The sequence below is a fragment of the Cylindrospermopsis curvispora GIHE-G1 genome (assembly GCF_014489415.1).
GTDB classification, from domain to species: domain Bacteria; phylum Cyanobacteriota; class Cyanobacteriia; order Cyanobacteriales; family Nostocaceae; genus Raphidiopsis; species Raphidiopsis curvispora_A.
In genome coordinates, this window is record NZ_CP060822.1 from 3,609,485 (window position 1) to 3,633,082 (window position 23,598).

The window sequence follows — 23,598 nt, forward strand, 5'->3', positions numbered from 1 at the left end:
GCAGTGAGAGATTGTTGGCTGAAATTTTTCATTGTATTTTCCTGAAGAAAACAGGTCTAACAGCTGGATATTCGAGGATTTTTAAAAAAGTTCTGCGTCTTTGTTGAGGTGATTCAGGAGAGATATACCCCCAGAGACTTTCCCAGTAAAAAAAAGAAAAACCCAAAAACTGACTATCTCGTACAATTTGTACTTTTTGTTTAACACTGTGAATATTAACAGGACTGGTTAGAGTACCTGAAGAAATACCAATACTTACAGGAATTTTTTTCAAAGCTGATTGAACCGCAGGTTTTTGAATTTCGGAAATAAAAGATCGATTATCATCTCGATAGACCTGCAAAACTAACTCATCGACTAAATTTTGCTCGACCCAATTTTGCCAGTCTTGTAGATAGTATTTATAGGCATAATCCTGGGAATTAGGTGAAACAGATATTTTAGCTTGAGGCTTAAACTTCTTCACCTCTCCGCGAATTCTTGTCAATAAACCAGTGATTTTATTTGCCCGCCAACTCATCCACTCAGAATTGAAAGGGTCTGAAGGAGGAATTTTGCCCAGATGTTCCTTTTGGTATAGCTTAACTGTAAATGGATCATAACCAAATTGCACAGGCATTCCAAAATGATCGTCCACTTGAATACCATCTACATCATAATTTTTAACCACTTCTAAAATTAAATCTAAAATAAAATTTTGCACTTGAGGATGTAAGGGGTTTAACCATAATTGTTGATTAAAAATGCTAGAACTGTCAATATCTTCTCGCAGATTGGCATTTAAATAATTTACGCCTTGTTGAGCATTAGTTAACCATTCTGGATGCAATTTGGCTAAGTTGGAATTGGGTGGAGTCATGAATCCATATTCAAACCAGGGAATTACAGTTAAATTCTTCTTTTTTCCCAGTTTAACTATTTTTGTTAAAACATCAGCTCCTCCATGCATAAAATTTAAGAATGGCTCGGTAATATCACCTGTCACCGATTGGGCAACTTGACTTTTGTAGAAAGTGTAGCCTCGGTTCCAAACCACAGGGTAAATAGTGTTAAAATTCAGTTCTGCTAACTGATTAATAGCTCGTTCTATACCCCAGGGAACAAAAAGTACTCCACTGGCCACATTGGTTAACCAAACTCCTCGTATTTCTGTTAATACGAGATTATTTGTTGTTTTTAAATGGATGGAAGTCGAAGCAACAGAAGACACAATAACACTGAATAAAAAACCTAGAGAAATGAACAAGTTGAACAAACGACTGACCATGATATCATTATCTTATCATCTCATGAAATTACTATGGTAACCTATGTGCGGGTGTGTTGATTTAAAAATAAGATTAATTTATAAAAAAGATTAATTTGTTAATACTCAATTTTTACTTTGCACTAACATCTATCTCCCCAACTCTATCCGTATAAGTATGGCAGTAGTTAAATATTTACCACAGATTTCAGTAGCTAACTTACGAGTATTCTTTTTACCTTAAACCAATTAAATATCTATCTTAGGATAGATGTGACGGGATAATCTAACTTGCTATGGTCATTGCTGAAACTTGCGCAAAAGTCTAGTCTTAACTTTTGCACGAGATACAAAAGCCCCCATAAAGATTAGCATTAAGTGTTAAGACTATTAGAGTTGTTTAGGAACTAATAAGTATGGCTTCAAAAAAACAAGCATTACAAAGAACTTATGCTCAGACCAGACTGCTATTGGCATTATGGGATTTAGGAGCGGGAGAGCAGAAGGTAACCAAAGGTCAATTGGGCAAGCGGATAGTCTCTAAAGGTCAGAGAATGATTGACTATCAGCAAATAATAGAACATTTGGAAGCAGATGGTGCTATTACCACCACAAAGAAAGGTGCGACGGTTAGTTATACAATCACCACACCTACAGGCGTTAATACTTTACGTAATGGACTTTCTAATAAGGAATTTAAATTTGATAAGAACGTTGGTGCTTGGGTTGCTAATGCTTTATTGCTTTTACTACGTCAATCCCACCCAGCACCATCAACACCGGAAATAAAAGCTAGTGAATCTACCAATAGCAAGCTTATTGTTTCCTATGAGGAATTTAAATCCGTATTATTAGAAGTTTATAGTCTTCTGGATAATCAATACAATTTTGACAACTTAGTTCCAATTTATAGACTGAGAAGGGAAATAGGAAAAAGAGTGGAGAGGGGAAAGTTCAATCAGTGGTTAGTAGAAATGCAAGCTGATGATATTTTACAGCTCATTTCCGGGGAAATACCAGATTTCACTGCTGATAAACAGGAAGACAGTATCCTTATTCCTGGAACTCAACTGCGGTCTTACGCTAAACGGTTAGTTTAAAATGCTTCCAACTCAATCTAACTCAATACAAGACCTTTATTTTTCTCATTGAAGTTTCCTATTGCTTAAATATAACAGTTACAATGACAAACACACCGAGTTCGCCCATAGAATCCGTCAATGCTGCTATTAATAGTCACAATCCTTTTATCAACGCGGGCATTGTTAAAGAACAGAATATTTGGGGCAAAGGATTTCCTGATGTGACAACATTAAACCAGCATGCTTTTAAAAAGATATTTGAAGCGATTGAGTTTGTTCGTCAGACAAAACATAGCCAAGATAAAATAACTTCTATTGCCATTACCGCAGGCCAAGGGGTTGGTAAAACTCATCTTTTGAGTCGAGTTCGTCATCAATTAGAAAAAGAGGGAGGTGCTTTATTTGTTTATGCAAGTGCTAATAATTATACTGATTTAAATTTAGTAAAGTATCAATTTCAACAAACCCTAGCAGATAGTTTGAGCAAAACTGGTAGTCAAGGAGTAATGCAATGGCAAGAAGTTGCCACAGCTATGGCTAATGAAAATAGGGAGATTACTAAACCTGCTGCAGAATTAATAAAAAACTTTGATAAAACCTATAAGAAGAAGCAAGGAACTAATCAAGACTTAATGAGTGTTCTGCAAAGAATGGTAATGAAAAATAGACCCGATGCAGATCCCTATATTCTTCGTGCTATCCTGTGGACACTGTCAGAAACGCAAGCTCCATTTGCCATTAGATGGCTATCTGGTGAAGAGTTATCTGAAGCAAATGCTCATGAGTTGGGACTACCTAATCCTAATAGAACTAATCAGGAGAGAGAAGCAGAAGCTCTGAAAAATATCCAACAAGTTCTCAATTTAGTCAGCCATTATAACTCAGTTGTCATTTGTTTTGATGAAGTAGATGTCCAAAACAACTCAACAGAAGATGGGTATCCCACAGAAAGCGTGATTGCCACTTTTGTAAAAATTCTTCATGACACCCTAGAAAACTCAGACTTGGGAAAAGGAGTAGTTATAATTACGGTAATGTTACCAATAACATGGCGCGACAAGGTCAATTCCATCCCAGGTGGTACACCCGACCGAATTTCTAAGTTTACTCGACGAAAACCTATAGAGTTAGAACCTCTCAAGACAAACTCCATATTGGATATAGTTGCTATATGGCTTAAGGAATATTATACCTCAAAAAATTTAATTCCCCCCCATATATTTTATCCATTTTCAGAAAGCCAACTTAAAGAATATGGTAAAAATAAACCAACTGTTAGAGAGACCTTACAATGGTGCGCCAACAATTTTCGTGTACAAGAAGAACAGCTTCCTCAAGATCCTGCTTCTAGATTTGAACTGGCATTTGCTAGGGAAATGGCTACTGATATTAAAGATTATTCCGAGGATAGCGACCTGATTGCAGAAGCTCTGTATTTTGGATTTACCACTTTAAAAGGACAGGTTCTAGAACAAGTAATGATAGAAGAAATTATTGATGATGTGCAACCAAAGAGCAAAAATAAGAATTTTATCAGGTTCAAAATTGTTGGACATGAGAACGGAAAACTGGTAAAAATTGGTGTAGCAGTTGTTCAAGATACTCTTTTCACATTAAATGCTTGCTTGAAGCGTTTAAATGATTATGAAACATTTGGTTTGACTCGTGGCTGTTTGGTTCGTTCTTATTCTAAGATAGAACAAATGAAGAAAAAATCAGAGTCCTATAAGTTACTCAATGAATTGATATCCGAAAAAGGAGGAGAAAATGTAGATCTAATCGACAATCAAATTCGACCACTCATAGCAATATTGCATATTTATCAAAAGCGAGAAAATTACCAACTAACTGAACAGGAGATTTTTGATATTATTCGCCAAAACAAAATTACCTTTGATAATCTCTTATTGAGAGAAATTCTCAGTGACCCATCTGGAACCATGATTGAGGTCAGTGATGAAGACATTATAGAGGAATTGTTCTCTAATTCCGATATAAATGAAGCAGAAAAAGAAGATGACTTAGCTGATCTTTTCGGTTAAAATTGCTTAGTATTAATGAATTATGAGTAAATCTATCTTAATTTATAATGCCCTGTGCTTACCAGATATTGATATTGAACACCTAATACAAGGACGAATTATTAGTGTTATACCACAGAAGTTACTAATGGCTAGTGGACAGGCTTTTGCTTTGTTTCCAGCTAGTCTGAATGGGATTCCTGATATTAGAAAACCAGATTCTCAAGAAGTTTTAATAAAATGCTGGGCTAGATGTCAAGGTTGTCAAATTATTGATAAAACCGGTCCTTTAGATATTCTAGCTCAGTTAACCATACGGGAACCAGAATTTTTTCGGCAAATACTAGAAAAACGTCCCCATTTTTTTCTAGCTCATTTACGGGTTTACTATTTAGATACATTTGTGAAAGTTAAAACATTCCCCAACATTGAGCAAAAGCTGGGAAAATTCATACCTTTAGATAATATATATACGTCAGAAAATCAACCTGTATTAGATGATTATGTGTTTCTTCAACGTCAGAAACAACTAGAAAATCGCCAACCTTCTTTATACCCTCAAATAGAAAAGCTAGATAGTCTTTTATCATCCTTCATGAAAAGTAACCCAGAATTTCCTGTCTACCAGCAATTACAACAGGAAATTAGAGAATTTCTAGGATGGAGTACTGTTAAACAGAAAAAGACTGCAAATTCTCATTTAGATTGGATCAAAAGTATTTCCTTTTTAGCAGATAGAAGTATAGAACTAGAAGAGAGGAAAAGTAACTATCAAGCAGGTACAGACTTTGAGAATATTTGTCGGCGAGGTTTAGAATTTTTGGGATTTAGAGTAGAAAATAGCTATAAAGGAGGGGTAGGAGGTTTAGATTTATATTGTTCTGAGCCTTTCTCCTTAGTCTGTGAATGTAAGTCCGGTAAAAGTATTCCAGACCGTGCAGTAGAAGAATTAGATAGAATAGCTAAAAGACACTTACAAGAAAATTATTTACAAGCAGTACGTTTAATTATTGGACCCGGTGATCCTACTAAACAGTTACAACAATCCTTGATCAAATCTGCCAAAATTTCTAAAACCAGTATTATTAAAGCTATGACACTGCAAAAATTAGTGCAATTAAAAGCTGTATATCCAGGTGCAGTAAATCTCGTAGAATTAAAAGAATATTTAGAACCTGGTCAAATAGATGATGGAATTGATGAATATATAAAAAAAGTAGAGAAGGAGATCAAGATACGGTCCCATCTTGTGAAACTAGTCAAGGAGTACTTGCGCAATTCAGGACTAGAATTCACAGTAGTAGGTAATTTACATGGTGCTTACTTTGGTACACCTTCATCAGTCCCATTAAAACTCGAAGATATGCACGAGATATTGATAGAACTATCATCGCCTTTGACGGGCTATTTGGGCAGAAAAAAAGGCGCAGATTGGAAAAATGATCAGTTTTATTATCTCCGTGATCTAACTATACCATAATACCATAATTTGGATAATAGAGTTGTTGAGATTCTCGGAAGGGAATCAAGGTAAATTGTTCCATATACCTCACTCCCCGGGAATAGTTTAGTCAGGGCGATCGCCATTTTTGCTCCGTTCTTCTTAACTGTGATAGAAATCATCCAATCTGATTTCTTTCCAAATTTCGGAAACCTGCCAACCGGTATTACCAACAGAATAAACTATGGGATTATCTCGCAGGGGAATGTAATTGATGTAAGAACTATCGGTTTCAATTAGGCCTGCTTCCGGAAGTAGGTCTTCCAAATTATCTGTAATATCGGGTTCAGAACTTTCTTCCTGCACCTCCGTGTTATTGAGCTGTTCCAGAAGCAACTTTTCAGATTTTTTGATTAGTCTCATATTTGATTGATCTATGGTCATAGGTAATTTCAGCATCATTCCTGATTGTAGTCTGGCAAAATGGGGAAACAGTTAGGAAATAATATCTCCTACCTTAAAAGTTTTCCCAGTCACAGTTACTGTATCATCAACTAGTAATTTTCTCCCCCGTCGAGTTTCAATCATATCATTAACTTTCACCTCACCATTAACAATCATGATTTTAGCTTGACCACCAGTGGAGACAATGCCTAGAAATTTTAAAAACTGATCGAGTTTAATCATGTTTAAAACCTTTCTATGTGAGGCGAAAGTTGTGAAGAAAATTGTACACTTGAAGATGCTTTTGCACCTTCTCCACAGGTACGCGGTGTGGGAAAAATTTTCCCTGGATTAGCTAAGCTCTGAGGGTTAAAAACCTCCCTTACCCATTGCATAGTTTCTAGGTCTATATTACTAAACATATCTGGCATATAGCACTTCTTGTCAGCGCCTATACCATGTTCTCCAGAGATGCTACCACCAACTTTCACACATAACTTGAGAATTTCTCCTCCCACTTCTTCCACTTTTTCTAATTCTCCTGGTATGGAATTATCAAATAAAATCAGGGGATGTAAATTACCATCTCCTGCATGAAAAACATTGGCTATTTTATAACCATATTTTTGGCTTAAAGCCTCAATTTCTGTGAGAACATAAGGTAGTTGGGTGCGAGGAATAACCCCGTCTTGAACGTAATAATCTGGGCTGACATGACCTGCTGCAGCAAAAGCAGCTTTTCTACCTTTCCACAATTTTAATCTCGTTTCTAGGTCCGATGCAGCTGTGATGTTACGCGCTCCATTCTTCAAACAAATATCTGTCACCTTTTGTTTATTGGCACTAACTTCTACTGCTAATCCATCCAACTCCACTAATAAAATTGCCGCTGCGTCACGGGGGTAGCAATTAGTAGCTACCACATCTTCTACAGCATTAATACTAATGTTATCCATCATTTCCATGCCACCGGGAATTATGCCCGCACTAACTATATCAGACACACTAGCTGCAGCAGCTTCTACACTGGTGAAGTCCGCTAGTAATACACAAATTGATTCGGCAGTTTTGAGGATTTTCAGGGTAATTTCCGTAGCAATGCCTAAAGTTCCTTCTGAACCCACAAACACTCCCGTTAAATCGTAACCGGGCATTTCCGGAATCTGTCCGCCAATATCAGTAATTGACCCATCAGGAAGAACTATTTTTAAACCCAACACATGGTTAGTAGTTACACCATATTTTAAACAGTGTACACCCCCAGAATTCTCTGCAATATTGCCACCAATAGAGCAGATAATTTGACTGGAAGGATCTGGAGCAAAGTAAAAACCCGCACCACTAACCGCCTGGGTTACCCAACTGTTGATAATTCCGGGTTGGACGATAACACGTTGGTTCTCTAAATCTATCTTGAGAATTTGCCGCATTAGAGAAGTGACAATTAATACTGAATTCTCTAATGGCAAGGCCCCACCAGACAACCCTGTTCCCGAACCTCTGGCAATAAAGGGTATGGAATATCGGTTACAAATCTTTACTACTGCTGCTACCTGTTCAGTGGTGCGGGGTAAAACTGCCAACGCTGGTCTTTGACGATAACTGGTTAAGCCGTCACATTCGTAGGTTATTAGTTCTTCTTTCCGTTGAACTACACCTTTTTCACCTAGTACGGCTATGAATTCTTTAATAATTGGTTTCCAATCTATTTCTTTTTTATCTTGAGTTTTATCTTGGATCAGCATAGTTTCTTTTATTGGTAGCACCATTTTCTCACATTATATTTGCCATGGGGATCTGTTGGGTATCTTTAATATTTCCTCTCCTGGGGTTCAAACATATTTACCACTACTGGCATATACTCTATTTTAATCTCTAAGGGTGAATAATAAGCCATACTATGTTTTAAAAATTGATGATCATTTCGACTCGGAAAGTCTTCTCTAAAATGAGCACCTCTGCTTTCTTGACGTTTAAATGCTGATCCTAATATGGTTTTACCAACCACCATTAAGCTCTTTAACTCCATAGCCTCCACCAATTCCGTATTCCAACACTTACCTTTATCATCTAAGTATATCTGATGGGACCTAGCTTCAATTTCTTCCATCCTTTCTAATCCTTCCCTCATTAGTTCTGCAGTTCTAAATACTCCACAAAAATCTGTCATTGTGTCCTGAAGTTGTTCACGAATTTGATTGATGCGATATTTTCCCGGTTGTGCTAATAAACTCTCAATCTCTTCCTCTGTCGCTCTTATATAATTTTGTTCATCTATAACTGGTAGTTTACGGTTTTGTACATATTCCGCCAGTTTCGCTCCCGTGCGTCTGCCATAAACTACACATTCCAATAGAGAGTTACTACCTAAACGATTGGCACCGTGAACCGATACACAGGCAGTTTCTCCAGCAGCAAAAAAGCCCTCAACTAACTCACTACCATTTCGTCGCACTTGTCCATCTGTGTTCACCGGTATACCACCCATACAATAATGAATGGTGGGACGCACTGGCATGGGTTGGGTGACCGCATCCACCCCTACCAACCTATGGGCCTCTTCCCAACAAAAAGGTACTCTACTCATGATTTTTTCCCTTCCTAGATGTCGTAAATCTAAATAAACAAAGGGACCACCGGCACTACCGTCTAAATTAGCACCTCTACTTGCGCGAATTTCGTAGGCGATCGCCCTGGATGTAATATCACGAGGTGCCAGCTCCATGCGGCTAGGAGCATAGTTCACCATAAAACGGTCGCCTTGGGCATTAATTAAATAGGCACCTTCTCCTCGAACAGCCTCGGAGATCAGCACTCCCACTGGATATAGACCGGTGGGATGAAATTGGACAAACTCCATATCTTCCAAAGGTAGTCCAGCTAATGCGGTCATTGCCAAACCATCACCCGTAGAGGCATAATCATTTGAAGTAGTATTGTAAACACGACCATAGCCACCGGTAGCAAACATAATTGCCTTGGCGCGTATAACAGCAATTTTACTATCTAGTAAGTGGAACATAACTAAACCCTTGGCTTCATTATCTTCCATAATCAGTCTAGTCACATACCACTCTTGATATATTTGTACCCCATAGCGGCGCAAATTACTAACCAACTCATGGAGAATGGCATGACCGGTTTTATCAGCTGCGTAACAGGTGCGATTATGAGAATGTCCACCAAAAGCCCTTTGAGCAATTCTCCCATCTGGTAAACGAGAAAATAACACTCCCAGATGTTCCAAATCAATCACCACATCTGGCGCTTCTTGAGTGAGAATGGCCACAGCATCCTGGTCTGCTAAGTAATCTGAACCCTTGACCGTATCAAAGGCGTGCGCTTGCCAACTGTCTTGAGTATCCACATTTTTCAGGGAAGCAGCCATTCCCCCCTGAGCAGCTACTGAGTGAGAACGAATAGGATGGGTTTTAGCCACCAGTGCTACCTTTAAGCTAGGGTCGGTTCTGGCAATTTCTAATGCTGCTCGACATCCAGCTAAACCACCACCAACAATAACTACATCATGTTCTATCATCGTCATTAACTCCCAATTGGAAAAAAATACCCTGTTTGGGAACAGGGATGTTATTTTCAGTCGTCATTAGACTTGTAAGCACCACCCATATTTTACTGATTTCAACTGGTGGCTTGAATCGGTTTTTGCACCGGAACACCATCCGCTGTCGCTTGTGTTTTTGTTTCCAACTCGACAGCGTTTAGCTCTATATGGTTTAATAGAGTGGTGACAAAAGCAAACAACAGAAAAGGGAGAGTAAAAACAACCACAAGTCCTACCGCAGCCAAAGCATATACAGGCCTTCTGGCGCCAAGCAATGCTAAAGCCGAAGCTAGACTAAGTGTAATTGTGATTAACCAAGCAACAATCTGACCGTAGATATCACCAAATGTGAGGGTACAAACAAAGCGATAGTTTTGAATATTATTCTTATTCATCATTGCCTCGCGTCTATCCTATAGGTTCTACCTTAAAATCATGATTGCTCTAAGATTAATTTCTCAATATTTTTCTAAAGTTTGTAATATCACTTAACATTTACTGTCAATAACCCACCGCCGAAGCGGGGGTCTCCAGGAGGGAAAAAATGAACCGCCATATCTGAAAACCAACTCACAACTGTGTAGTTTAAAATTAGCAAAGTAAAAATACAACGTTTAATCTAAGATCCTTGTCTTAGACGAATTTTAATTTATCAGACAAATTGAAACACTTATGAGCGCAACTAATTCACGGCGAATTATTATCGGGGATGTGCACGGTCACTATCAAGGTCTAATGATGCTAATGGAAAAAATAGCACCTAACTCAGGGGATCAGGTATATTTCCTGGGAGACTTAATAGACCGAGGTCCACAAAGTGCTCAGGTGGTTAAGTTTGTTAAAGAAAATAATTATCCCTGTCTCCTAGGTAATCATGAGGAAATGCTTCTGAACGTGATGATTCATCAGTACACATCAAATAAGGCTGTACAATCATGGTTATATAGCGGGGGACAAGCTACCATGGCCAGTTATAGATCGGCAAGAATACCCCAAGAAGATTTAGACTGGTTTAGCAGTTTACCTACATATCTTGATTTGGGAGATATTTTGTTAGCCCATGCGGGGGTTAATCCAAATAAGTCTTTATCTGAGCAAACAGGAGGAGATCTATGCTGGATTAGAGAGGAATTTCATAGCATGGAAACGCCTTACTTTACAAACAAACTAATTATTACGGGACACACAATCACCTTTACCTTGCCAGGAATGAGACCTGGAGAGTTAGCACAAGGTCAAGGGTGGCTAGATATTGACACTGGTGTGTATCATCCCCGCAGTGGGTGGTTGACCGGACTGGATATAACTAACAAGCTAGTTTACCAGGTGAATGTTTTTAAAAACAGCACTCGCTGTTTACCCATGGAAAAAGCGGTAAGCAAAATCAATCCACAAGAAATTAAACTCAGTGGTCGTTATAAACAAGTTAGCTAAAGCTATCGGAATAGTACTTGCAGATTGCTTCTGTAACTGGCACTGTCTAATCCGTAATTAGAATTAATTTGTGGAAATTGATTGATTTGTTGTTGTAACCGATCAATTCTGTCCCCAGTTGCAGGGTGGGTACTCAAAAAAGTAGGTATGGAACCCTGTGACTGAAGCTTTCTCATGAAAGAAACTGCTGCTCTGGGTGAGTAGCCACTGCGTGTCAAAATTCTTAATCCCCTAGCGTCAGCATCAAACTCATCCTTGCGACTTCTAGGACGATTTAAGGCTAGGTCTACACCAATAGCTACAGCTTGACTACGATCCAAACCAGTTACACTGGCTACTCCACTAGCAATAGCCCTTTGTTTCATTTGCTCGATTAAATGTTTGCCCTCAATATGACCCATTTCGTGTCCAATCACACTAGCTAACTCAGCTTCATTATCAGCAGCTTTTAATAATCCAGTATGAATATAGACAAAACCACCTAAAGTAGCAAAAGCATTAATCTGTTCATCCTCCACAACTTGAAAGGTATAGGGAATATTGGGGCGGTTAGCATTAAGTACCAACCTTCTACCCACCTGAGACACATAGTTAGTTAGTTGCTGATTACGAGAAATTCGCACTTCTTGACCTACCTGGTCATTCATCTGTCTTCCCAGTTCCACTTCTTGATTAGTGGATAAATTAGACAGTTGTAGTATTTGCGCACCCTGAAGTAAGAGAGGCAATAGATCAATGGCGCGACTAGGCAGGGACGTACTCAAACACAGACTTAGAGCAACAATGGATGAAATTACAGGGTAGATCCAGCGACGTTGCCATAAACGGTAAGTTGGCAAAAACCTATTCCAGTTCATGATGAAGTTACTACCATTTTTTATAGGGTAAGAATTTGCCATTCATGGTTACTTTTACCCGGTCACCTTTCTCATCTTCTACCTTCTCGATGTCAAGGGTAAAGTCAATGGCGCTCATGATACCATCCCCAAACTTCTCATGAATTATTTCTTTTATAGGATAACCATAGACTTGAATAATTTCATAGAAGCGATAAATTAAAGGATCCGTGGGCACAACAGGGCCTAAACCTTTACTGGGAAAAGAGGTTAAAGCAGCGACTATATCCTGACCTAGACCTAAAATGTCGGCGATTTTGGTTGCTTCCTCCACACTGGTGCTGTTTTGACCATAAAACAAAGAGGCAATCCAAACCTCATCTCTTCCTATTAACCTTTCTAGATCCGCAAAGCTCAACCCCTTAGCTTTCTTGGCTGCTAGTAATTCTGCTGTGAAGGATGGCAATCCAACTGTCATAATTCTTTTGGTTTGTAATGTTTACCTTAGGATAACCTACAATTGATACTTCTTCCACCTGCTTTCAAGCCAAGGTTTCTGGACAATAGCCTAAACCTCTAACAAACTGTTGTCTAAACGCCTCAATTTCCTCTTTTTCTGAACCACCATGGGAGACAATAGCTATTTGGTAGCGTTGCATTACTTCTATGGGACTTTGTCCTGCTTCTAAACTCCAAAATGCCATTTGTAATCTCATAGGTGGTTCATATCTAATCCCTAGCTCATTACAAAAAGCTCGAAAATCACCATCTTCTTGAGTAGAAATTGCCTCCTTTAATTTAATCCTGATTACCCAACCATCAATTTGATGAATTACGGTGATAAAGGAAACTGGCATTTGTGGTCGATTGTAGAGGTGCTGAACAACTCTTAAGGTGAGACTGGCATTGCCTAGATAATATAAGTATTCCATCATGGTATTTGGGATCAAATCCAATCCTACACTCATAATTTTCTTTCCACAAGGATAATTCTTTCTAGGGTAAAAATCCCCATTTTTATATGGGGAGGTTTACCCAAATTTATGGCTTTGCAAAATACGCTTATTCAAAGGTTAATAGGAAGTGCTAAGAATGATAAAGATTTGTTTTGTCTATGCTTGTTTATAAATGGCTACGGCTATAGTTTTTTTTTACAGTAGCGACCACCTCGTGTGTATTATTATGAGTAATAGGTAAGATAAATATAAAGCTCTAATAAACAAGCAACATTGTTACAATCTGAAGTGGCAATTTCATTAGTTCTCTATTAACAGAAGTTAACACAATGCACTACCTAACAGATCCTGCAGAAATCTACCAGCAAATTTCTCAGCTCGCTAAATGCAAAAATCTGTGGTTAGATACGGAAATCGCTGATTGGAATACTCCGTACCCAAGGTTATCACTGATTCAGGTATTGGCTAACCCCACGGACTTAACCGGTGAGTTTGCTTATATTTTTGATGTCTTAGATAAACCTGATGTTTCCACATATTTTATTAACCAAATTATGATTGATGCCCAGATTCAAAAGGTATTTCATAATGCAGATTTTGATTTGAAATATTTAGGTAAAAGCTTAGCTAAAAACGTTACCTGCACTTTTAAATTAGCTAAAAAAATTACACATAGAGTTTTACAAACTACCAACTTAAAACTTAAAACTTTAGCCGTTGAAATGTGTCACTTTTGTGATGTGGATAAGGAAGGAGGAACTAGTGATTGGGGAAAACGCCCTCTGTGTGAAAAACAACTAAAGTATGCTGCTATGGATACGGTGTACCTCGCTGCTGTTCATCGTCGGTTACTGGAAATATCCGATCCTGATGCTGTGAATAGTATTTTTAATAATAATTTTGATAATACCACCCCCACTATCCTTCATGATATGGCAAACCCTGAATCAGAAAATTCTTCTTTGACTCCTACCAAACTAAGATTGGCTTTTGAGTGTCCTCGGATATTTTATCTGAATCATCGTTTTAATGATAAATCTTTGTTTATTCCGGAAGGTTTGATTGGTAGTATTGGTAATGTTTTTCATAAATTGGCAGATGACTTTATCGATTTGTTGGTGAATGATCCGAAATTTACAACTCTATTTAATTTATATCCTACTGAAATAAATTTGCAGGAGCTGGTGTTAGCAATTCAGCAGTCATTTTATGAAATTGTCTTTTTTCCCTATTCCCAGACCCAGGAAGAGAGTAAGTCTTTAGCGTTACATCAAGTTTGGCTAGGATTAACAGGATTAATTAAAAAGTTCACTGAATTATTGATTAGCAATCGAAATTATTGCCATACCAGGGAACTTATTGCTAATACTTTTATTAGGGAGGATCGGGTTTTAGAACATGATTTTAACTTACCAAATGGTAAAAGACAACTGATAAGAGGTAAATGTGATTGTTTGGTATTTGATTTTGCAACCAGCCGGTTTTCTGTGATAGAGTTTAAAACTTATCAACCAATAGATACATCAGCACAAGTGGCTCAAGTCGCCCTCTATAGCTATATGTTATCTGAGAGGAAAAAAGTACCTGTTAATGTTGCTGTTTATTGCGTTCTACCTGAATTTAAGGAGTATAAATATACTGCCGAAGAGTTAGGAGATAATATTCACCAAGTCATACCTCATAAATTATTACAGATGCAAAATTGGTTGACTTGGGAACCTCCTCAACCCAATCCACCTCCTATGACATCCCAGTCCCATTTATGTCAAATTTGTCCTGAAAAACAAAAGTGTCAGACTTTTTTTGCTCCCAAATTTGACAACTATTTTAACAATTATCAAATTAATAACCGGGAGTTTAATCATCAGGATTCCCCAAATATTGAGGGTGAGAATTCCGACCAGACAAATAAAACCCAGAAAAATAATCCCTTTAATCCCGATCAAATTGGGTTCGATTTGGTCAAGACTTTGGAATCCTTTGGTATTGGTGTGGAGTACCAAGGTGCTATATTAGGGCCGGCATTTGTAAGAGTGAAACTAAAACCTCATTTGGGTATTAAGGTGAATTCTTTATTGAAATTATCTGATGATTTACGGGTGCAATTAGGATTGGAGCGTCCACCTCTAATTGCATCCCAAACTGGCTATGTCAGTGTTGATGTACCCCGCAAAGATCGACAAATTGCCAGGTTTGAAGATTATATACAAAAGAATTTTTTATCTCCAACTGCTAAGTTAAAAATTGCCTTTGGAGTGAATATTGATGGGAAGTTAGTAGAAGCTGATTTGTCCGATCCTAATACCTGTCATTTTTTAGTTGGTGGAACCACAGGAAGTGGCAAAAGTGAGTTTTTAAGATCCCTGCTGCTGAGTTTGCTCTATCGACATTCTCCTGAACACTTGAAAATTGTTTTGGTAGATCCTAAAAGAGTCACTTTTCCTGAGTTTGAAGCAATTCCCTGGTTATATTCACCAGTCGTAAAAGATAGCGATCGCGCCATAAAGTTAATGAGTGAGTTAGTAACAGAAATGGAATCCCGATACCAAAAATTTGAGCTGGCTAAATGCGCCAACATAACAGCGTATAATCAAAATTGTGCCCAGGTTTTGCCACGTATAGTTTGTATATTTGATGAATATGCAGATTTCATGGTAAACAAAGAGATACGGACTGCTTTAGAGCAGAGTATCAAACGTTTAGGAGCAATGGCCAGAGCAGCGGGAATACATTTAATTATTGCCACCCAGCGTCCAGAAGCTACTGTGGTTACTCCTATCATTCGCTCCAACCTTCCTGGGAGAATTGCCCTGCGCACCTCAAGTGCTGCGGACTCCCAGATTATTCTGGGGGGAAAGATATCACAAGCAGCGGATTTATTGGGTAAGGGGGATTTGGTCTATCTAGTTGGGTCGGAATTACAAAGAATCCAGAGTTTATTCGCTGAAAAAATCCAGTTTCCCTGACCATTCATTATCCATTTAAACCTTTAAACAGAAAATTATGAATACCTGGCTAAAAAAATATCCTTTAATGACGCTGATTACTCTCTCCCTTTTATGTATTAATATGGAATCAGCGGTTTCCATTTCATCCTCCATGGGAATTGTTGTTCAAGCTAACCGACCAATAGCGTTGGATTGGTTAAACAAGGGGTTAAAAGCTATTGCAGAGGGCAAAGTACAAGATGCAATTATAGCTTTTCGTCAAGCAGCACAATTAGATCCGACCCTAGCCCCTGCTCACTATAACCTAGGTTTAGCACTGCGACAAACAGGTAAATTACAACCAGCAGCGGACGCATTTTATCAGGCCACCCAAGCCGATCCCCAATTTGCATCAGCTTTTGCTAATTTAGGCGCTGCATTGTTAGAGGGAAATAATTTACCATTGGCAATTGATTATTTAAAAACTGCTTTACAATTAGACCCAAAGTTGGGTTTTGCTCACTATAATTTAGGACTAGTAAGACAACTGCAAAAAGATTGGCAACAGGCGATCGCCTCTTTTAAACAGGCAATGATATATAGTCCAAATTCTGCAGAGCCAGTTTACCACTTGGGGAATTGCTATTTACAAGAAGGGAAATTAGAATTGGCAAAATCAACATTTATGAAGGCTATAAGTTTAAATTCTAATTATACAGAGGCTCATTATAATTTGGGTTTAATTTTGTTCGAGCAAGGGCAACTAAAAGATTCATTGTCAGCATTTAGAAAAGCTGCTCAGACAAATTATAATTATCCCAATGCTTATTATGGAGCGGGATTAGTATTTGTACAACTTAAACAATATGAACAAGCAATAAAAGTAATAAAATATGCAAGAGATATATACCAAAAACAAGGGAATATGGCATGGGCAAATAATGCGCAGGAACTGTTGACACAAATACGAAATATTAGGAGATAATTGCCCAGCTGAGTTTACCAGTAAATTTCCCAATTCCTAATTACCAATGAACCATCATACACCCTGATGTCAAGGGACAAATTATAGATAGAATAAAGAAGAGGCTAGTTTTTAAAAACAGAGTATTTGTTATCAGCATACTAGCTAAGTACCACCAAAATGTTAAAATCATGAAAAAACGATTCAAGAGTAGATTTTTATTTGCTGGTCGCTGGTTAGATAGACAAATAATAGTCAGGAATATGGAAGCTTTTCAAGATCTGATTGTCATGGTATTATGTTTAGCTTTATTTGCAGTTATGTTAATCCAATTATGGGGTATAATTATTGCTATTACTAAATTCATAGGCTATAAGGAATTGACCTCAAAAATACTATTTGTATTAATCCTAGTAGAATTATTTAGACTACTAATAGTTTATCTACAGGAGCATAGTATTTCTGTAGGTGTAGCTGTGGAAGTAGCCATAGTTTCCGTATTGAGAGAAGTGGTGGTGCATGGTGCCCTAGATATTTCAGGAGTCCAAACAGCAGCAATTTGTGGTTTATTATTTATTCTAGGTGGACTGCTTCTGGTTTGTGCTAAAACTCCTCACATGGACTGCATAAGTGCAAATACCAAATATTGTCCCCTTGTGGGTGAAGAAAACCAGCAAGTGCTAAATAGGTGTGGATTCGATTATTTAGAAGAGGAAGATGAAAATTTGAACAATAACATCATTTAGAAGTCTTCTATCTAAAGGTAGTATAATTGGGTATTATTTTTCCTCTGTTGGAGAGATGCAACCCAGGAAAAAATTAAGTATTTATGGAGTAAATGCACTCAGCAAAAGGAATCAAAACTGATGACTACTACTAAGACAAAAATCCAAGAACCAATTAGCAATTTAGAATACGATTTTATCACCGTCTTACACAATAAAGCTGCAGCGGTCCAAGCTTATGAACAATATATTAAAGATGCACAAGAGGTAAATTCCCAACCCTGCGTGGAACTATTTGAAAAGTTACGTCAATCAGAAATTGATGAAGCTCATGAAATTCGTCAGCATCTGCAACAGGTAATGGTAAAGGGAAAAATGTAGGTTTTTAAAAACATACCTTACCTCAATCGCTCCCTATCGGTGTCAGACACCAATAGGGAGATTGCGTTATTGTAATAACTGTTCCATTTGATGCTGACTCCATAACTTTTGGTATAGTCCAGGTTGTTCTACCAAATCCGAGTGTTTACCAATTTGCACAATTTCACCCTTTTCCATAACCATAATCCTATCAGCACTAGCAGCAGCAGCAAGTTGATGGGTGATGAAAATTACAGTTTTCCGTTTTTTACCCTGGGAAAGGTTTTGCAGAATCTGGGTAGCTGTTTCATTATCCACACTAGAAAGAGCATCATCTAAAATTAATACCGGAGCATCAACTAACATGGCTCTAGCTAAAGCAGTACGTTGTCTTTGACCTCCTGATAGGGTGATTCCTCTTTCACCTACCAGCGTCTCATATTGTTGGGGAAAGTTATTAATTTCTCCTGCTATGTGAACTAGGTTAGCAACACTTTCCACTCTTTCTTGTTCAAACCTCCCCCTAAGTCTATTCTTGGCTAAATTGGCAGCACTGCCTAATTCTTCTTGTTCAGTTACAAGGTCACCATAGAAGATATTATTCCTAATACTAGTGCTGAACAAAAAACTATCCTGTGGTACATAGGCAATTGCAGCTCGCAAATCATTTAATGATATTTTTGTAATATCCCAACCATCCAAGAATAATTGTCCTTCTTCAATGTCTAGTAACCTAGGTAAAGCATTGGCTAGAGTTGATTTCCCAGAGCCAATTGCTCCTACAACTGCGATCATTTCCCCTGGGTTAATATTAAAGTTAACGCCTGTCAACGCAGGAATCGGACTACCTGGATAGGTATAACTAAAATTATTAGCTGTGATTGCTCCCTTAACCTTATTGATATCTAAGGAAATTGCCTGTGGTGCATCTTGAATTTGAGGAGTGACACTGAAAATAGATTCCAGTCTATCAATGCTAACTTCGCCCCTTTGGTAAGTAGTAATTGTAAAACCTAGTAGCGCAGTAGGAAAAACTAATCGTTCCACATAAATCAGTAGAGCTAAAAAATCTCCCACAGCTAAATTCCCGGAAGATATGCGCATTGTCCCTAACCAAATAATGATCAGAGAACTGATATTTGCTAGTCCACCAATCATGGGGAACAGGGTGCTTCTAGTTTTAGCCAGTGTTAAATTCGCCTTTAGTAAAGCCTGGTTTTTATTTTGGAAGGCTCGACGTTCATTTTCCTCCTGAGCATAGATTTTAATTAATGAAATCCCGCTCATATCCTCCTGAATTAATTCACTTATATCCGAAAGTTTTTCCTGTACTGCTGCTTGTTCTTGACGGAGGCGATCGCTAAAAGTATGTACTAAAAATAACATTACCGGATAAACAACCAAAGCTGCTAGGGTCAACTCTATGTTAATCGACAGCATGATTGGTATGGTCATAGAATAGGCAAATACAGTATTCACCAGGCTTAATACTGCAAACCCCAGAAGTCGGCGGATGTTTTCCACATCACTAGTGGTGCGAGTAATCAAATCCCCAGGAGGGTTAATAGTAAAGTAAGCGGGTTCTAGCTTGAGTAAATGTTCAAAAATACGTTGTTTTAGTTCAAATTCTACCTGACGACCAACACCAAAAATCCAGATGCGGGAGGCCATACGCATCATCCACATGGCGGAACTGAGCAGAATAATAACTACCGCATAATATATAATTTGCTTAAAACTAAAAGTAGTAGATAAGGTAGCAACACCAGAGCGAATAAGCAGAGGTATATAAACTCCTAAGCCATTGACAGACAACAGAGCAATAATGCCCAATAATGTTTCTTTCCAATGGGGACGCAAGTAGTTACCAAGTTGAGCAAGTCTTCGAGATTTCACCATTATTTTTATCTTTAATACCTATAGTTTTATCACCATATAAGTGGGGGCGGGGGAGTTTACCAGGTAGAGAGAACTCTACTAACTAAGCAAGTGTCTCCCAAATAACTCCCCGGTTCCACAGCAGTGTCAAACCTGCCAACTCTTTGATCTTTGCAGATTAAGAGCGTCCACGCAAGAAAACATAAATTTGATTCAGATAACTTTCCCAAACTTGGGTGGTGAGTTGTAGAGTTTCCGCACTTGGCACAAAATCTTCTACCCTGAGTCCTCTATTACTAATTGCTTGAGGGGTTTGTAACAAATAGGATGGGATGTTAACACTAGCACTATTTAACATACCACCGCTCACCACATCAGATGTAATATTGCTGCTTATCCCTGGTGGCAAAGACGCTACTAGTACAGGAGGAGGTAGCATAGTAGCAATAGGAGTTCTGACTAAAAAGTAGGCAATAGCAGGGGTACTAGAAAATAGTAAAATAGCTAGTGACCATCCTAACAGATATCCTCCAGGTTTTTCTATACCACCTCCCTTGATTTTTTGAGCAGCGATAATTAACAGCAAAGCTGATGCTCCCAATGGTTTGAGGGGAAAAGAAATAAATCGCCACAGAGAAGCAACTACAGGTTCACCTGGGTTGAAAAATGCCAAAGCCAACACTGAAATTATTAGCCCCACCACAATTCTACCAACAAAGTTAACCGTGGGGTAGAATTTTTGGAACAGGGAGTAGGCAATAACCCCAATTAATAGCCATAGTAAAACCCGGCTTAATAATTGAAACATAAATAAATCAACTCTCTATTTTTTTGTACAGCTAGTCTGGAGAATTACATATAGCATTAGCCCAGGATAGTGGCCCAGGTGGCCAGAAAATTCATCTCAGAGTCAAAAGCTTAAATAACTTTTTACTCCCAAATCCAAACTTTTGCCACAAATGGGTTTATTTTACCGTCAAACCGTAATTTCCCAGCTACCCATAAACTTACTTAAATGCAGCACAAATCACAAATTAGGAGCAAATTATGTCCATTTTCCCAACTTCAAAACCCACAGTTCTGGTCACAGGTGGAGCAGGTTATATAGGTTCCCATGCGGTCAAAGCCCTATTACAAGATGGTTATCATGTCCTTATTCTGGATAATTTGGTCTATGGTCACCGGGATCTAGTCGAACAGGTATTACAGGTAGAACTCATTCAAGGAGATATACAAGATATCCCCCTCTTAAATTCCATATTTCAACGGTATAAAGTGGAAGTTGTTATGCATTTCTCAGCATACGCCTACGTAGGTGAGTCAGTTACTGATCCAGCCAAGTATTATCGTAATAATGTGGTAGCAACTTTAAGTCTTTTAGAAGCCATGCTGGGAGCTGGTGTTGACAAATTTGTTTTTTCTTCCACCTGTGCCACCTACGGAGTCCCCCAGTTTATTCCCCTGACGGAAGAACATCCCCAGCATCCGATTAATCCCTATGGAGCTACTAAACTTATGGTAGAGCGGATACTCTCGGACTTTGATGTTGCATACGGGTTAAAATACGTATCTTTCCGTTATTTTAACGCCGCTGGTGCTGATCCTAGTGGAATGTTGGGGGAGGACCATAACCCAGAAACCCATTTAATCCCACTAGTATTGCAAACCGCCTTGGGTAAAAGGTCTTCAATTTCAATTTTTGGTACTGATTATCCCACTCCCGATGGCACTTGTATTCGTGATTATATTCACGTCACTGACCTAGCAACTGCCCATATTTTGGGTCTGGAATACCTGCTGCAGGGGGGTACTAGCACAGTTTTTAACTTGGGTAATGGCAACGGTTTTTCCGTCAGAGAAGTTATTGCTGCTGCAAAGGAAGTTACAGGTAACAATATATCCATTACTGAGTGCGATCGCCGTCCTGGAGATCCGCCCATTCTCATTGGTAGCAGTGAGAAAGCCAGGAAAATACTAGGTTGGCAACCGGTATACCCTGATATCAAAGAGATAGTTTCCCATGCTTGGAAGTGGCATCAGAAAAGACATGGGTAGGATTAAGTGTTAACTGATTACAGCAATGCATTCAATTTCTACTAATACATCCTTAGGCAAACGAGAAACCTGTACACAGGCGCGTGCGGGAGCAGAGTCGGTTGAAAAATAGCGAGCATAAACCGCATTCATAGCGGCAAAATCTTGCATATCAGACAAAAACACACTGGTTTTCACCACATCGTTAAAGGTGGCACCTGCTTGAGCGAGAATAGCCTCAAGATTGGTCATTACCTGTTCCGTTTGTTTAGTGATATCAGTGGTATGAACCACATCTCCTAAAACTGGGTCTATGGCTATTTGTCCAGCTACGAACACCATCTTCCCAGTAGCTACAATGGCTTGATTATAAGGACCAACTGGTGCGGGTGCTTTCTCAGTACGAATAACTTGACGGGTCATAAAAATATCTTTTGCTGGATCTCCCATAATATACGTGATTACCTCAAACCAGTCAACACAATTCCTAGCAACTATCTGTGCTTCTCTCAATATACAAGCTTGGGCTGAGAAAACCCAACCCCCGAAGATAAATGAGATCGCCTGATTACGAAACCAAAAAAAGTTGCTAAAATTAGGTTAAATCCCCCTGAGCTGAGGGGAAAACCCCCTCTTACCAACCGTGTCCCAACCTTCAACTACCACCCAAAATGTAACCCCCCCTAGGGAACCTTTCAACCTACCAGACCATACCCAGTTACCGGACTCCGATGACGATTTTGTGAAAAATTTCCAAGAACACCCGCAAAGCATAATATTAACCACATCAATTGAACCATTACTGAAAAAAATCCATCCCAACGGAGATTATTGTATAGGACAGGATAGTGGCATATATTGGCGATTCACAGAACCTCCAGAAAAAGGGGTAGAAGCACCAGACTGGTTCTATGTTCCCGGAGTGCCATCCAGATTAAATGGGCAATTGAGAAGGTCATACGTACTATGGAAGGAAAAAGTACCTCCCTTCATAGTGATAGAATTCGCGTCTAAAAATGGAAAGGAAGAAAAAGACAGTTCCCCTCCACCAGAAGGGGATGAAATAGATCCAGAAACCGGGAAACCAAAAAAAGCGGGGAAGTTTTGGGTGTACGAACAAGCGGTAAAGATACCATATTATGCCATATTTAATGGTTTTAAGGGTACACTAGAGGTATATCATTTAGAGAGAAAAAGATACAAAGAAATAAAGGCGAATAGGCGAGGACACTATGCCATACCGGAGATGGGTATAGAATTGGGAATACTGTATGACAACCAGAAACCACCCACACCGTGGTTAAGATGGTGGGATAATGAGGGGAATCTCTTATTGACAGGAAATGAGCTTGCGGAACAAGCGGAAGCGATCGCTATTCGTGAGCGTCTGGCTAAAGAGCGAGCAGAAACTATCGCGTCTCAAGAGCGTCTAGCTAAAGAGCGAGCAGAAACTATCGCGTCTCAAGAGCGTCTGGCTAGAGAGCAAGCAGAAACTACCGCATCTCAAGAGCGTCTGGCTAAAGAGCGAGCAGAAAATATCGCATCTCAAGAGCGTCTGGCTAGAGAGCAAGCAGAAAATATCGCATATCAAGAGCGTCTGGCTAAAGAACAAGAACGCCAACAAAAAGAACAGGAACGCCAACAAAAAGAAAAACTAGCTGCTTATCTACGCTCCCTTGGCATTGACC

Annotated in this window: 21 protein-coding genes and 1 pseudogene; 10 read left to right on the plus strand and 12 right to left on the minus strand. The window is 38.8% G+C overall.

Annotated features, from left to right (window positions below):
• Window positions 1-28: 28 nt before the first annotated feature.
• On the minus strand, window positions 29-1,267 hold the full coding sequence (locus IAR63_RS16155) for a glycoside hydrolase family 10-like protein (RefSeq protein WP_187705981.1): 1,239 nt from the start codon (window positions 1,265-1,267) through the stop codon (window positions 29-31).
• Window positions 1,268-1,662: 395 nt separating this feature from the next.
• On the opposite strand from IAR63_RS16155, the gene IAR63_RS16160 reads away from it, so the two are divergent.
• The 3 genes from IAR63_RS16160 to IAR63_RS16170 all read left to right on the plus strand — a co-directional run bounded on the left by IAR63_RS16160 (window position 1,663) and on the right by IAR63_RS16170 (window position 5,829).
• Window positions 1,663-2,346 carry a hypothetical protein gene (locus IAR63_RS16160; protein WP_187705982.1) on the plus strand — a complete coding sequence of 228 codons (684 nt, stop codon included), beginning with the start codon at window positions 1,663-1,665 and terminating at the stop codon, window positions 2,344-2,346.
• 83 nt (window positions 2,347-2,429) lie between these two features.
• Window positions 2,430-4,370 (plus strand): P-loop NTPase fold protein, encoded by a 1,941-nt coding sequence (locus IAR63_RS16165; RefSeq protein ID WP_187705983.1) that lies wholly within the window; start codon window positions 2,430-2,432, stop codon window positions 4,368-4,370.
• Window positions 4,371-4,392: 22 nt separating this feature from the next.
• Window positions 4,393-5,829 carry a DUF1802 family protein gene (locus tag IAR63_RS16170; RefSeq protein ID WP_187705984.1) on the plus strand — a complete coding sequence of 479 codons (1,437 nt, stop codon included), beginning with the start codon at window positions 4,393-4,395 and terminating at the stop codon, window positions 5,827-5,829.
• A gap of 123 nt (window positions 5,830-5,952) precedes the next feature.
• Here the strand turns inward: IAR63_RS16170 and IAR63_RS16175 are convergent, their stop codons facing one another.
• The 5 genes from IAR63_RS16175 to IAR63_RS16195 all read right to left on the minus strand — a co-directional run bounded on the left by IAR63_RS16175 (window position 5,953) and on the right by IAR63_RS16195 (window position 10,191).
• Window positions 5,953-6,213 (minus strand): hypothetical protein, encoded by a 261-nt coding sequence (locus IAR63_RS16175; RefSeq protein WP_187707496.1) that lies wholly within the window; start codon window positions 6,211-6,213, stop codon window positions 5,953-5,955.
• 72 nt (window positions 6,214-6,285) lie between these two features.
• Complete coding sequence (locus IAR63_RS16180) at window positions 6,286-6,477, minus strand: RNA-binding S4 domain-containing protein (protein ID WP_187705985.1); 192 nt, start codon at window positions 6,475-6,477, stop codon at window positions 6,286-6,288.
• Between the two features lie 2 nt (window positions 6,478-6,479).
• Window positions 6,480-7,979 carry a glycolate oxidase subunit GlcD gene (glcD, locus tag IAR63_RS16185; protein WP_187705986.1) on the minus strand — a complete coding sequence of 500 codons (1,500 nt, stop codon included), beginning with the start codon at window positions 7,977-7,979 and terminating at the stop codon, window positions 6,480-6,482.
• Between the two features lie 65 nt (window positions 7,980-8,044).
• A complete protein-coding gene (locus IAR63_RS16190) occupies window positions 8,045-9,772 on the minus strand; it encodes a succinate dehydrogenase/fumarate reductase flavoprotein subunit (protein ID WP_187707497.1) in 1,728 nt (575 codons plus the stop codon).
• Between the two features lie 101 nt (window positions 9,773-9,873).
• The gene (locus tag IAR63_RS16195; protein ID WP_187707498.1) at window positions 9,874-10,191 is read right to left on the minus strand and encodes a hypothetical protein; all 318 of its coding nucleotides are present in this window, start codon (window positions 10,189-10,191) and stop codon (window positions 9,874-9,876) included.
• A 277-nt stretch (window positions 10,192-10,468) separates the two neighbouring features.
• On the opposite strand from IAR63_RS16195, the gene IAR63_RS16200 reads away from it, so the two are divergent.
• Window positions 10,469-11,230, plus strand: a complete 762-nt coding sequence (locus IAR63_RS16200; RefSeq protein ID WP_187705987.1) for a metallophosphoesterase family protein — start codon at window positions 10,469-10,471, stop codon at window positions 11,228-11,230.
• Between the two features lie 2 nt (window positions 11,231-11,232).
• On the opposite strand, the gene IAR63_RS16205 is transcribed toward IAR63_RS16200, so the two are convergent.
• The 3 genes from IAR63_RS16205 to IAR63_RS16215 form a co-directional block, all read right to left on the minus strand.
• Window positions 11,233-12,129: a M48 family metallopeptidase gene (locus IAR63_RS16205; protein ID WP_407927141.1), complete on the minus strand. Its 897-nt coding sequence runs from the start codon at window positions 12,127-12,129 to the stop codon at window positions 11,233-11,235.
• Window positions 12,098-12,544 (minus strand): cyanase, encoded by a 447-nt coding sequence (gene cynS / locus IAR63_RS16210; protein ID WP_187705988.1) that lies wholly within the window; start codon window positions 12,542-12,544, stop codon window positions 12,098-12,100. Before cynS ends, IAR63_RS16205 begins: the two co-directional genes overlap by 32 nt.
• A gap of 64 nt (window positions 12,545-12,608) precedes the next feature.
• Window positions 12,609-12,998 (minus strand): hypothetical protein, encoded by a 390-nt coding sequence (locus IAR63_RS16215; protein ID WP_187707500.1) that lies wholly within the window; start codon window positions 12,996-12,998, stop codon window positions 12,609-12,611.
• Between the two features lie 353 nt (window positions 12,999-13,351).
• On the opposite strand from IAR63_RS16215, the gene IAR63_RS16220 reads away from it, so the two are divergent.
• From IAR63_RS16220 to IAR63_RS16235, 4 genes are all read left to right on the plus strand, one after another.
• Window positions 13,352-15,988, plus strand: a complete 2,637-nt coding sequence (locus IAR63_RS16220; RefSeq protein ID WP_187705989.1) for a DNA translocase FtsK — start codon at window positions 13,352-13,354, stop codon at window positions 15,986-15,988.
• Between the two features lie 37 nt (window positions 15,989-16,025).
• Window positions 16,026-16,934, plus strand: a complete 909-nt coding sequence (locus IAR63_RS16225; RefSeq protein WP_187705990.1) for a tetratricopeptide repeat protein — start codon at window positions 16,026-16,028, stop codon at window positions 16,932-16,934.
• A gap of 170 nt (window positions 16,935-17,104) precedes the next feature.
• On the plus strand, window positions 17,105-17,659 hold the full coding sequence (locus tag IAR63_RS16230; RefSeq protein WP_187705991.1) for a phosphate-starvation-inducible PsiE family protein: 555 nt from the start codon (window positions 17,105-17,107) through the stop codon (window positions 17,657-17,659).
• A 120-nt stretch (window positions 17,660-17,779) separates the two neighbouring features.
• Window positions 17,780-18,019 (plus strand): hypothetical protein, encoded by a 240-nt coding sequence (locus IAR63_RS16235; RefSeq protein ID WP_006276919.1) that lies wholly within the window; start codon window positions 17,780-17,782, stop codon window positions 18,017-18,019.
• A 66-nt stretch (window positions 18,020-18,085) separates the two neighbouring features.
• Here the strand turns inward: IAR63_RS16235 and IAR63_RS16240 are convergent, their stop codons facing one another.
• Both IAR63_RS16240 and fraI read right to left on the minus strand, forming a co-directional pair.
• Complete coding sequence (locus tag IAR63_RS16240) at window positions 18,086-19,897, minus strand: ABC transporter ATP-binding protein (RefSeq protein ID WP_187705992.1); 1,812 nt, start codon at window positions 19,895-19,897, stop codon at window positions 18,086-18,088.
• 157 nt (window positions 19,898-20,054) lie between these two features.
• Entirely contained in the window at window positions 20,055-20,684 is a 630-nt protein-coding gene (gene fraI / locus IAR63_RS16245; protein ID WP_187705993.1) for a septal nanopore formation protein FraI, read from the minus strand.
• A gap of 239 nt (window positions 20,685-20,923) precedes the next feature.
• Here fraI and galE point away from each other — a divergent pair, with 239 nt between their 5' ends.
• Window positions 20,924-21,931: a UDP-glucose 4-epimerase GalE gene (gene galE / locus IAR63_RS16250; RefSeq protein ID WP_187705994.1), complete on the plus strand. Its 1,008-nt coding sequence runs from the start codon at window positions 20,924-20,926 to the stop codon at window positions 21,929-21,931.
• 9 nt (window positions 21,932-21,940) lie between these two features.
• On the opposite strand, the gene IAR63_RS16255 is transcribed toward galE, so the two are convergent.
• Entirely contained in the window at window positions 21,941-22,360 is a 420-nt protein-coding gene (locus IAR63_RS16255; RefSeq protein WP_235678297.1) for a Rid family detoxifying hydrolase, read from the minus strand.
• 193 nt (window positions 22,361-22,553) lie between these two features.
• Between IAR63_RS16255 and IAR63_RS16260 the strand changes: the two are divergent.
• Window positions 22,554-23,354, plus strand: a pseudogene (locus IAR63_RS16260) (Uma2 family endonuclease); the annotation flags it as partial.
• Window positions 23,355-23,598: the final 244 nt, after the last annotated feature.

What these genes read in the sequence shown, in the direction of transcription:
- IAR63_RS16230 (WP_187705991.1), top strand. Translation starts at nt 17,105, where the DNA reads ATGAAAAAACGATTCAAGAGTAGATTTTTATTTGCTGGTCGCTGGTTA.
- IAR63_RS16190 (WP_187707497.1), bottom strand. Translation starts at nt 9,772, where the DNA reads ATGATAGAACATGATGTAGTTATTGTTGGTGGTGGTTTAGCTGGATGT.
- IAR63_RS16160 (WP_187705982.1), top strand. Translation starts at nt 1,663, where the DNA reads ATGGCTTCAAAAAAACAAGCATTACAAAGAACTTATGCTCAGACCAGA.
- IAR63_RS16155 (WP_187705981.1), bottom strand. Translation starts at nt 1,267, where the DNA reads ATGGTCAGTCGTTTGTTCAACTTGTTCATTTCTCTAGGTTTTTTATTC.
- IAR63_RS16195 (WP_187707498.1), bottom strand. Translation starts at nt 10,191, where the DNA reads ATGAATAAGAATAATATTCAAAACTATCGCTTTGTTTGTACCCTCACA.
- IAR63_RS16240 (WP_187705992.1), bottom strand. Translation starts at nt 19,897, where the DNA reads ATGGTGAAATCTCGAAGACTTGCTCAACTTGGTAACTACTTGCGTCCC.
- IAR63_RS16200 (WP_187705987.1), top strand. Translation starts at nt 10,469, where the DNA reads ATGAGCGCAACTAATTCACGGCGAATTATTATCGGGGATGTGCACGGT.
- fraI (WP_187705993.1), bottom strand. Translation starts at nt 20,684, where the DNA reads ATGTTTCAATTATTAAGCCGGGTTTTACTATGGCTATTAATTGGGGTT.
- IAR63_RS16205 (WP_407927141.1), bottom strand. Translation starts at nt 12,129, where the DNA reads ATGGCAAATTCTTACCCTATAAAAAATGGTAGTAACTTCATCATGAAC.
- IAR63_RS16165 (WP_187705983.1), top strand. Translation starts at nt 2,430, where the DNA reads ATGACAAACACACCGAGTTCGCCCATAGAATCCGTCAATGCTGCTATT.
- glcD (WP_187705986.1), bottom strand. Translation starts at nt 7,979, where the DNA reads ATGCTGATCCAAGATAAAACTCAAGATAAAAAAGAAATAGATTGGAAA.
- galE (WP_187705994.1), top strand. Translation starts at nt 20,924, where the DNA reads ATGTCCATTTTCCCAACTTCAAAACCCACAGTTCTGGTCACAGGTGGA.
- IAR63_RS16180 (WP_187705985.1), bottom strand. Translation starts at nt 6,477, where the DNA reads ATGATTAAACTCGATCAGTTTTTAAAATTTCTAGGCATTGTCTCCACT.
- IAR63_RS16235 (WP_006276919.1), top strand. Translation starts at nt 17,780, where the DNA reads ATGACTACTACTAAGACAAAAATCCAAGAACCAATTAGCAATTTAGAA.
- cynS (WP_187705988.1), bottom strand. Translation starts at nt 12,544, where the DNA reads ATGACAGTTGGATTGCCATCCTTCACAGCAGAATTACTAGCAGCCAAG.
- IAR63_RS16170 (WP_187705984.1), top strand. Translation starts at nt 4,393, where the DNA reads ATGAGTAAATCTATCTTAATTTATAATGCCCTGTGCTTACCAGATATT.
- IAR63_RS16220 (WP_187705989.1), top strand. Translation starts at nt 13,352, where the DNA reads ATGCACTACCTAACAGATCCTGCAGAAATCTACCAGCAAATTTCTCAG.
- IAR63_RS16255 (WP_235678297.1), bottom strand. Translation starts at nt 22,360, where the DNA reads ATGGGAGATCCAGCAAAAGATATTTTTATGACCCGTCAAGTTATTCGT.
- IAR63_RS16215 (WP_187707500.1), bottom strand. Translation starts at nt 12,998, where the DNA reads ATGGAATACTTATATTATCTAGGCAATGCCAGTCTCACCTTAAGAGTT.
- IAR63_RS16225 (WP_187705990.1), top strand. Translation starts at nt 16,026, where the DNA reads ATGAATACCTGGCTAAAAAAATATCCTTTAATGACGCTGATTACTCTC.
- IAR63_RS16175 (WP_187707496.1), bottom strand. Translation starts at nt 6,213, where the DNA reads ATGAGACTAATCAAAAAATCTGAAAAGTTGCTTCTGGAACAGCTCAAT.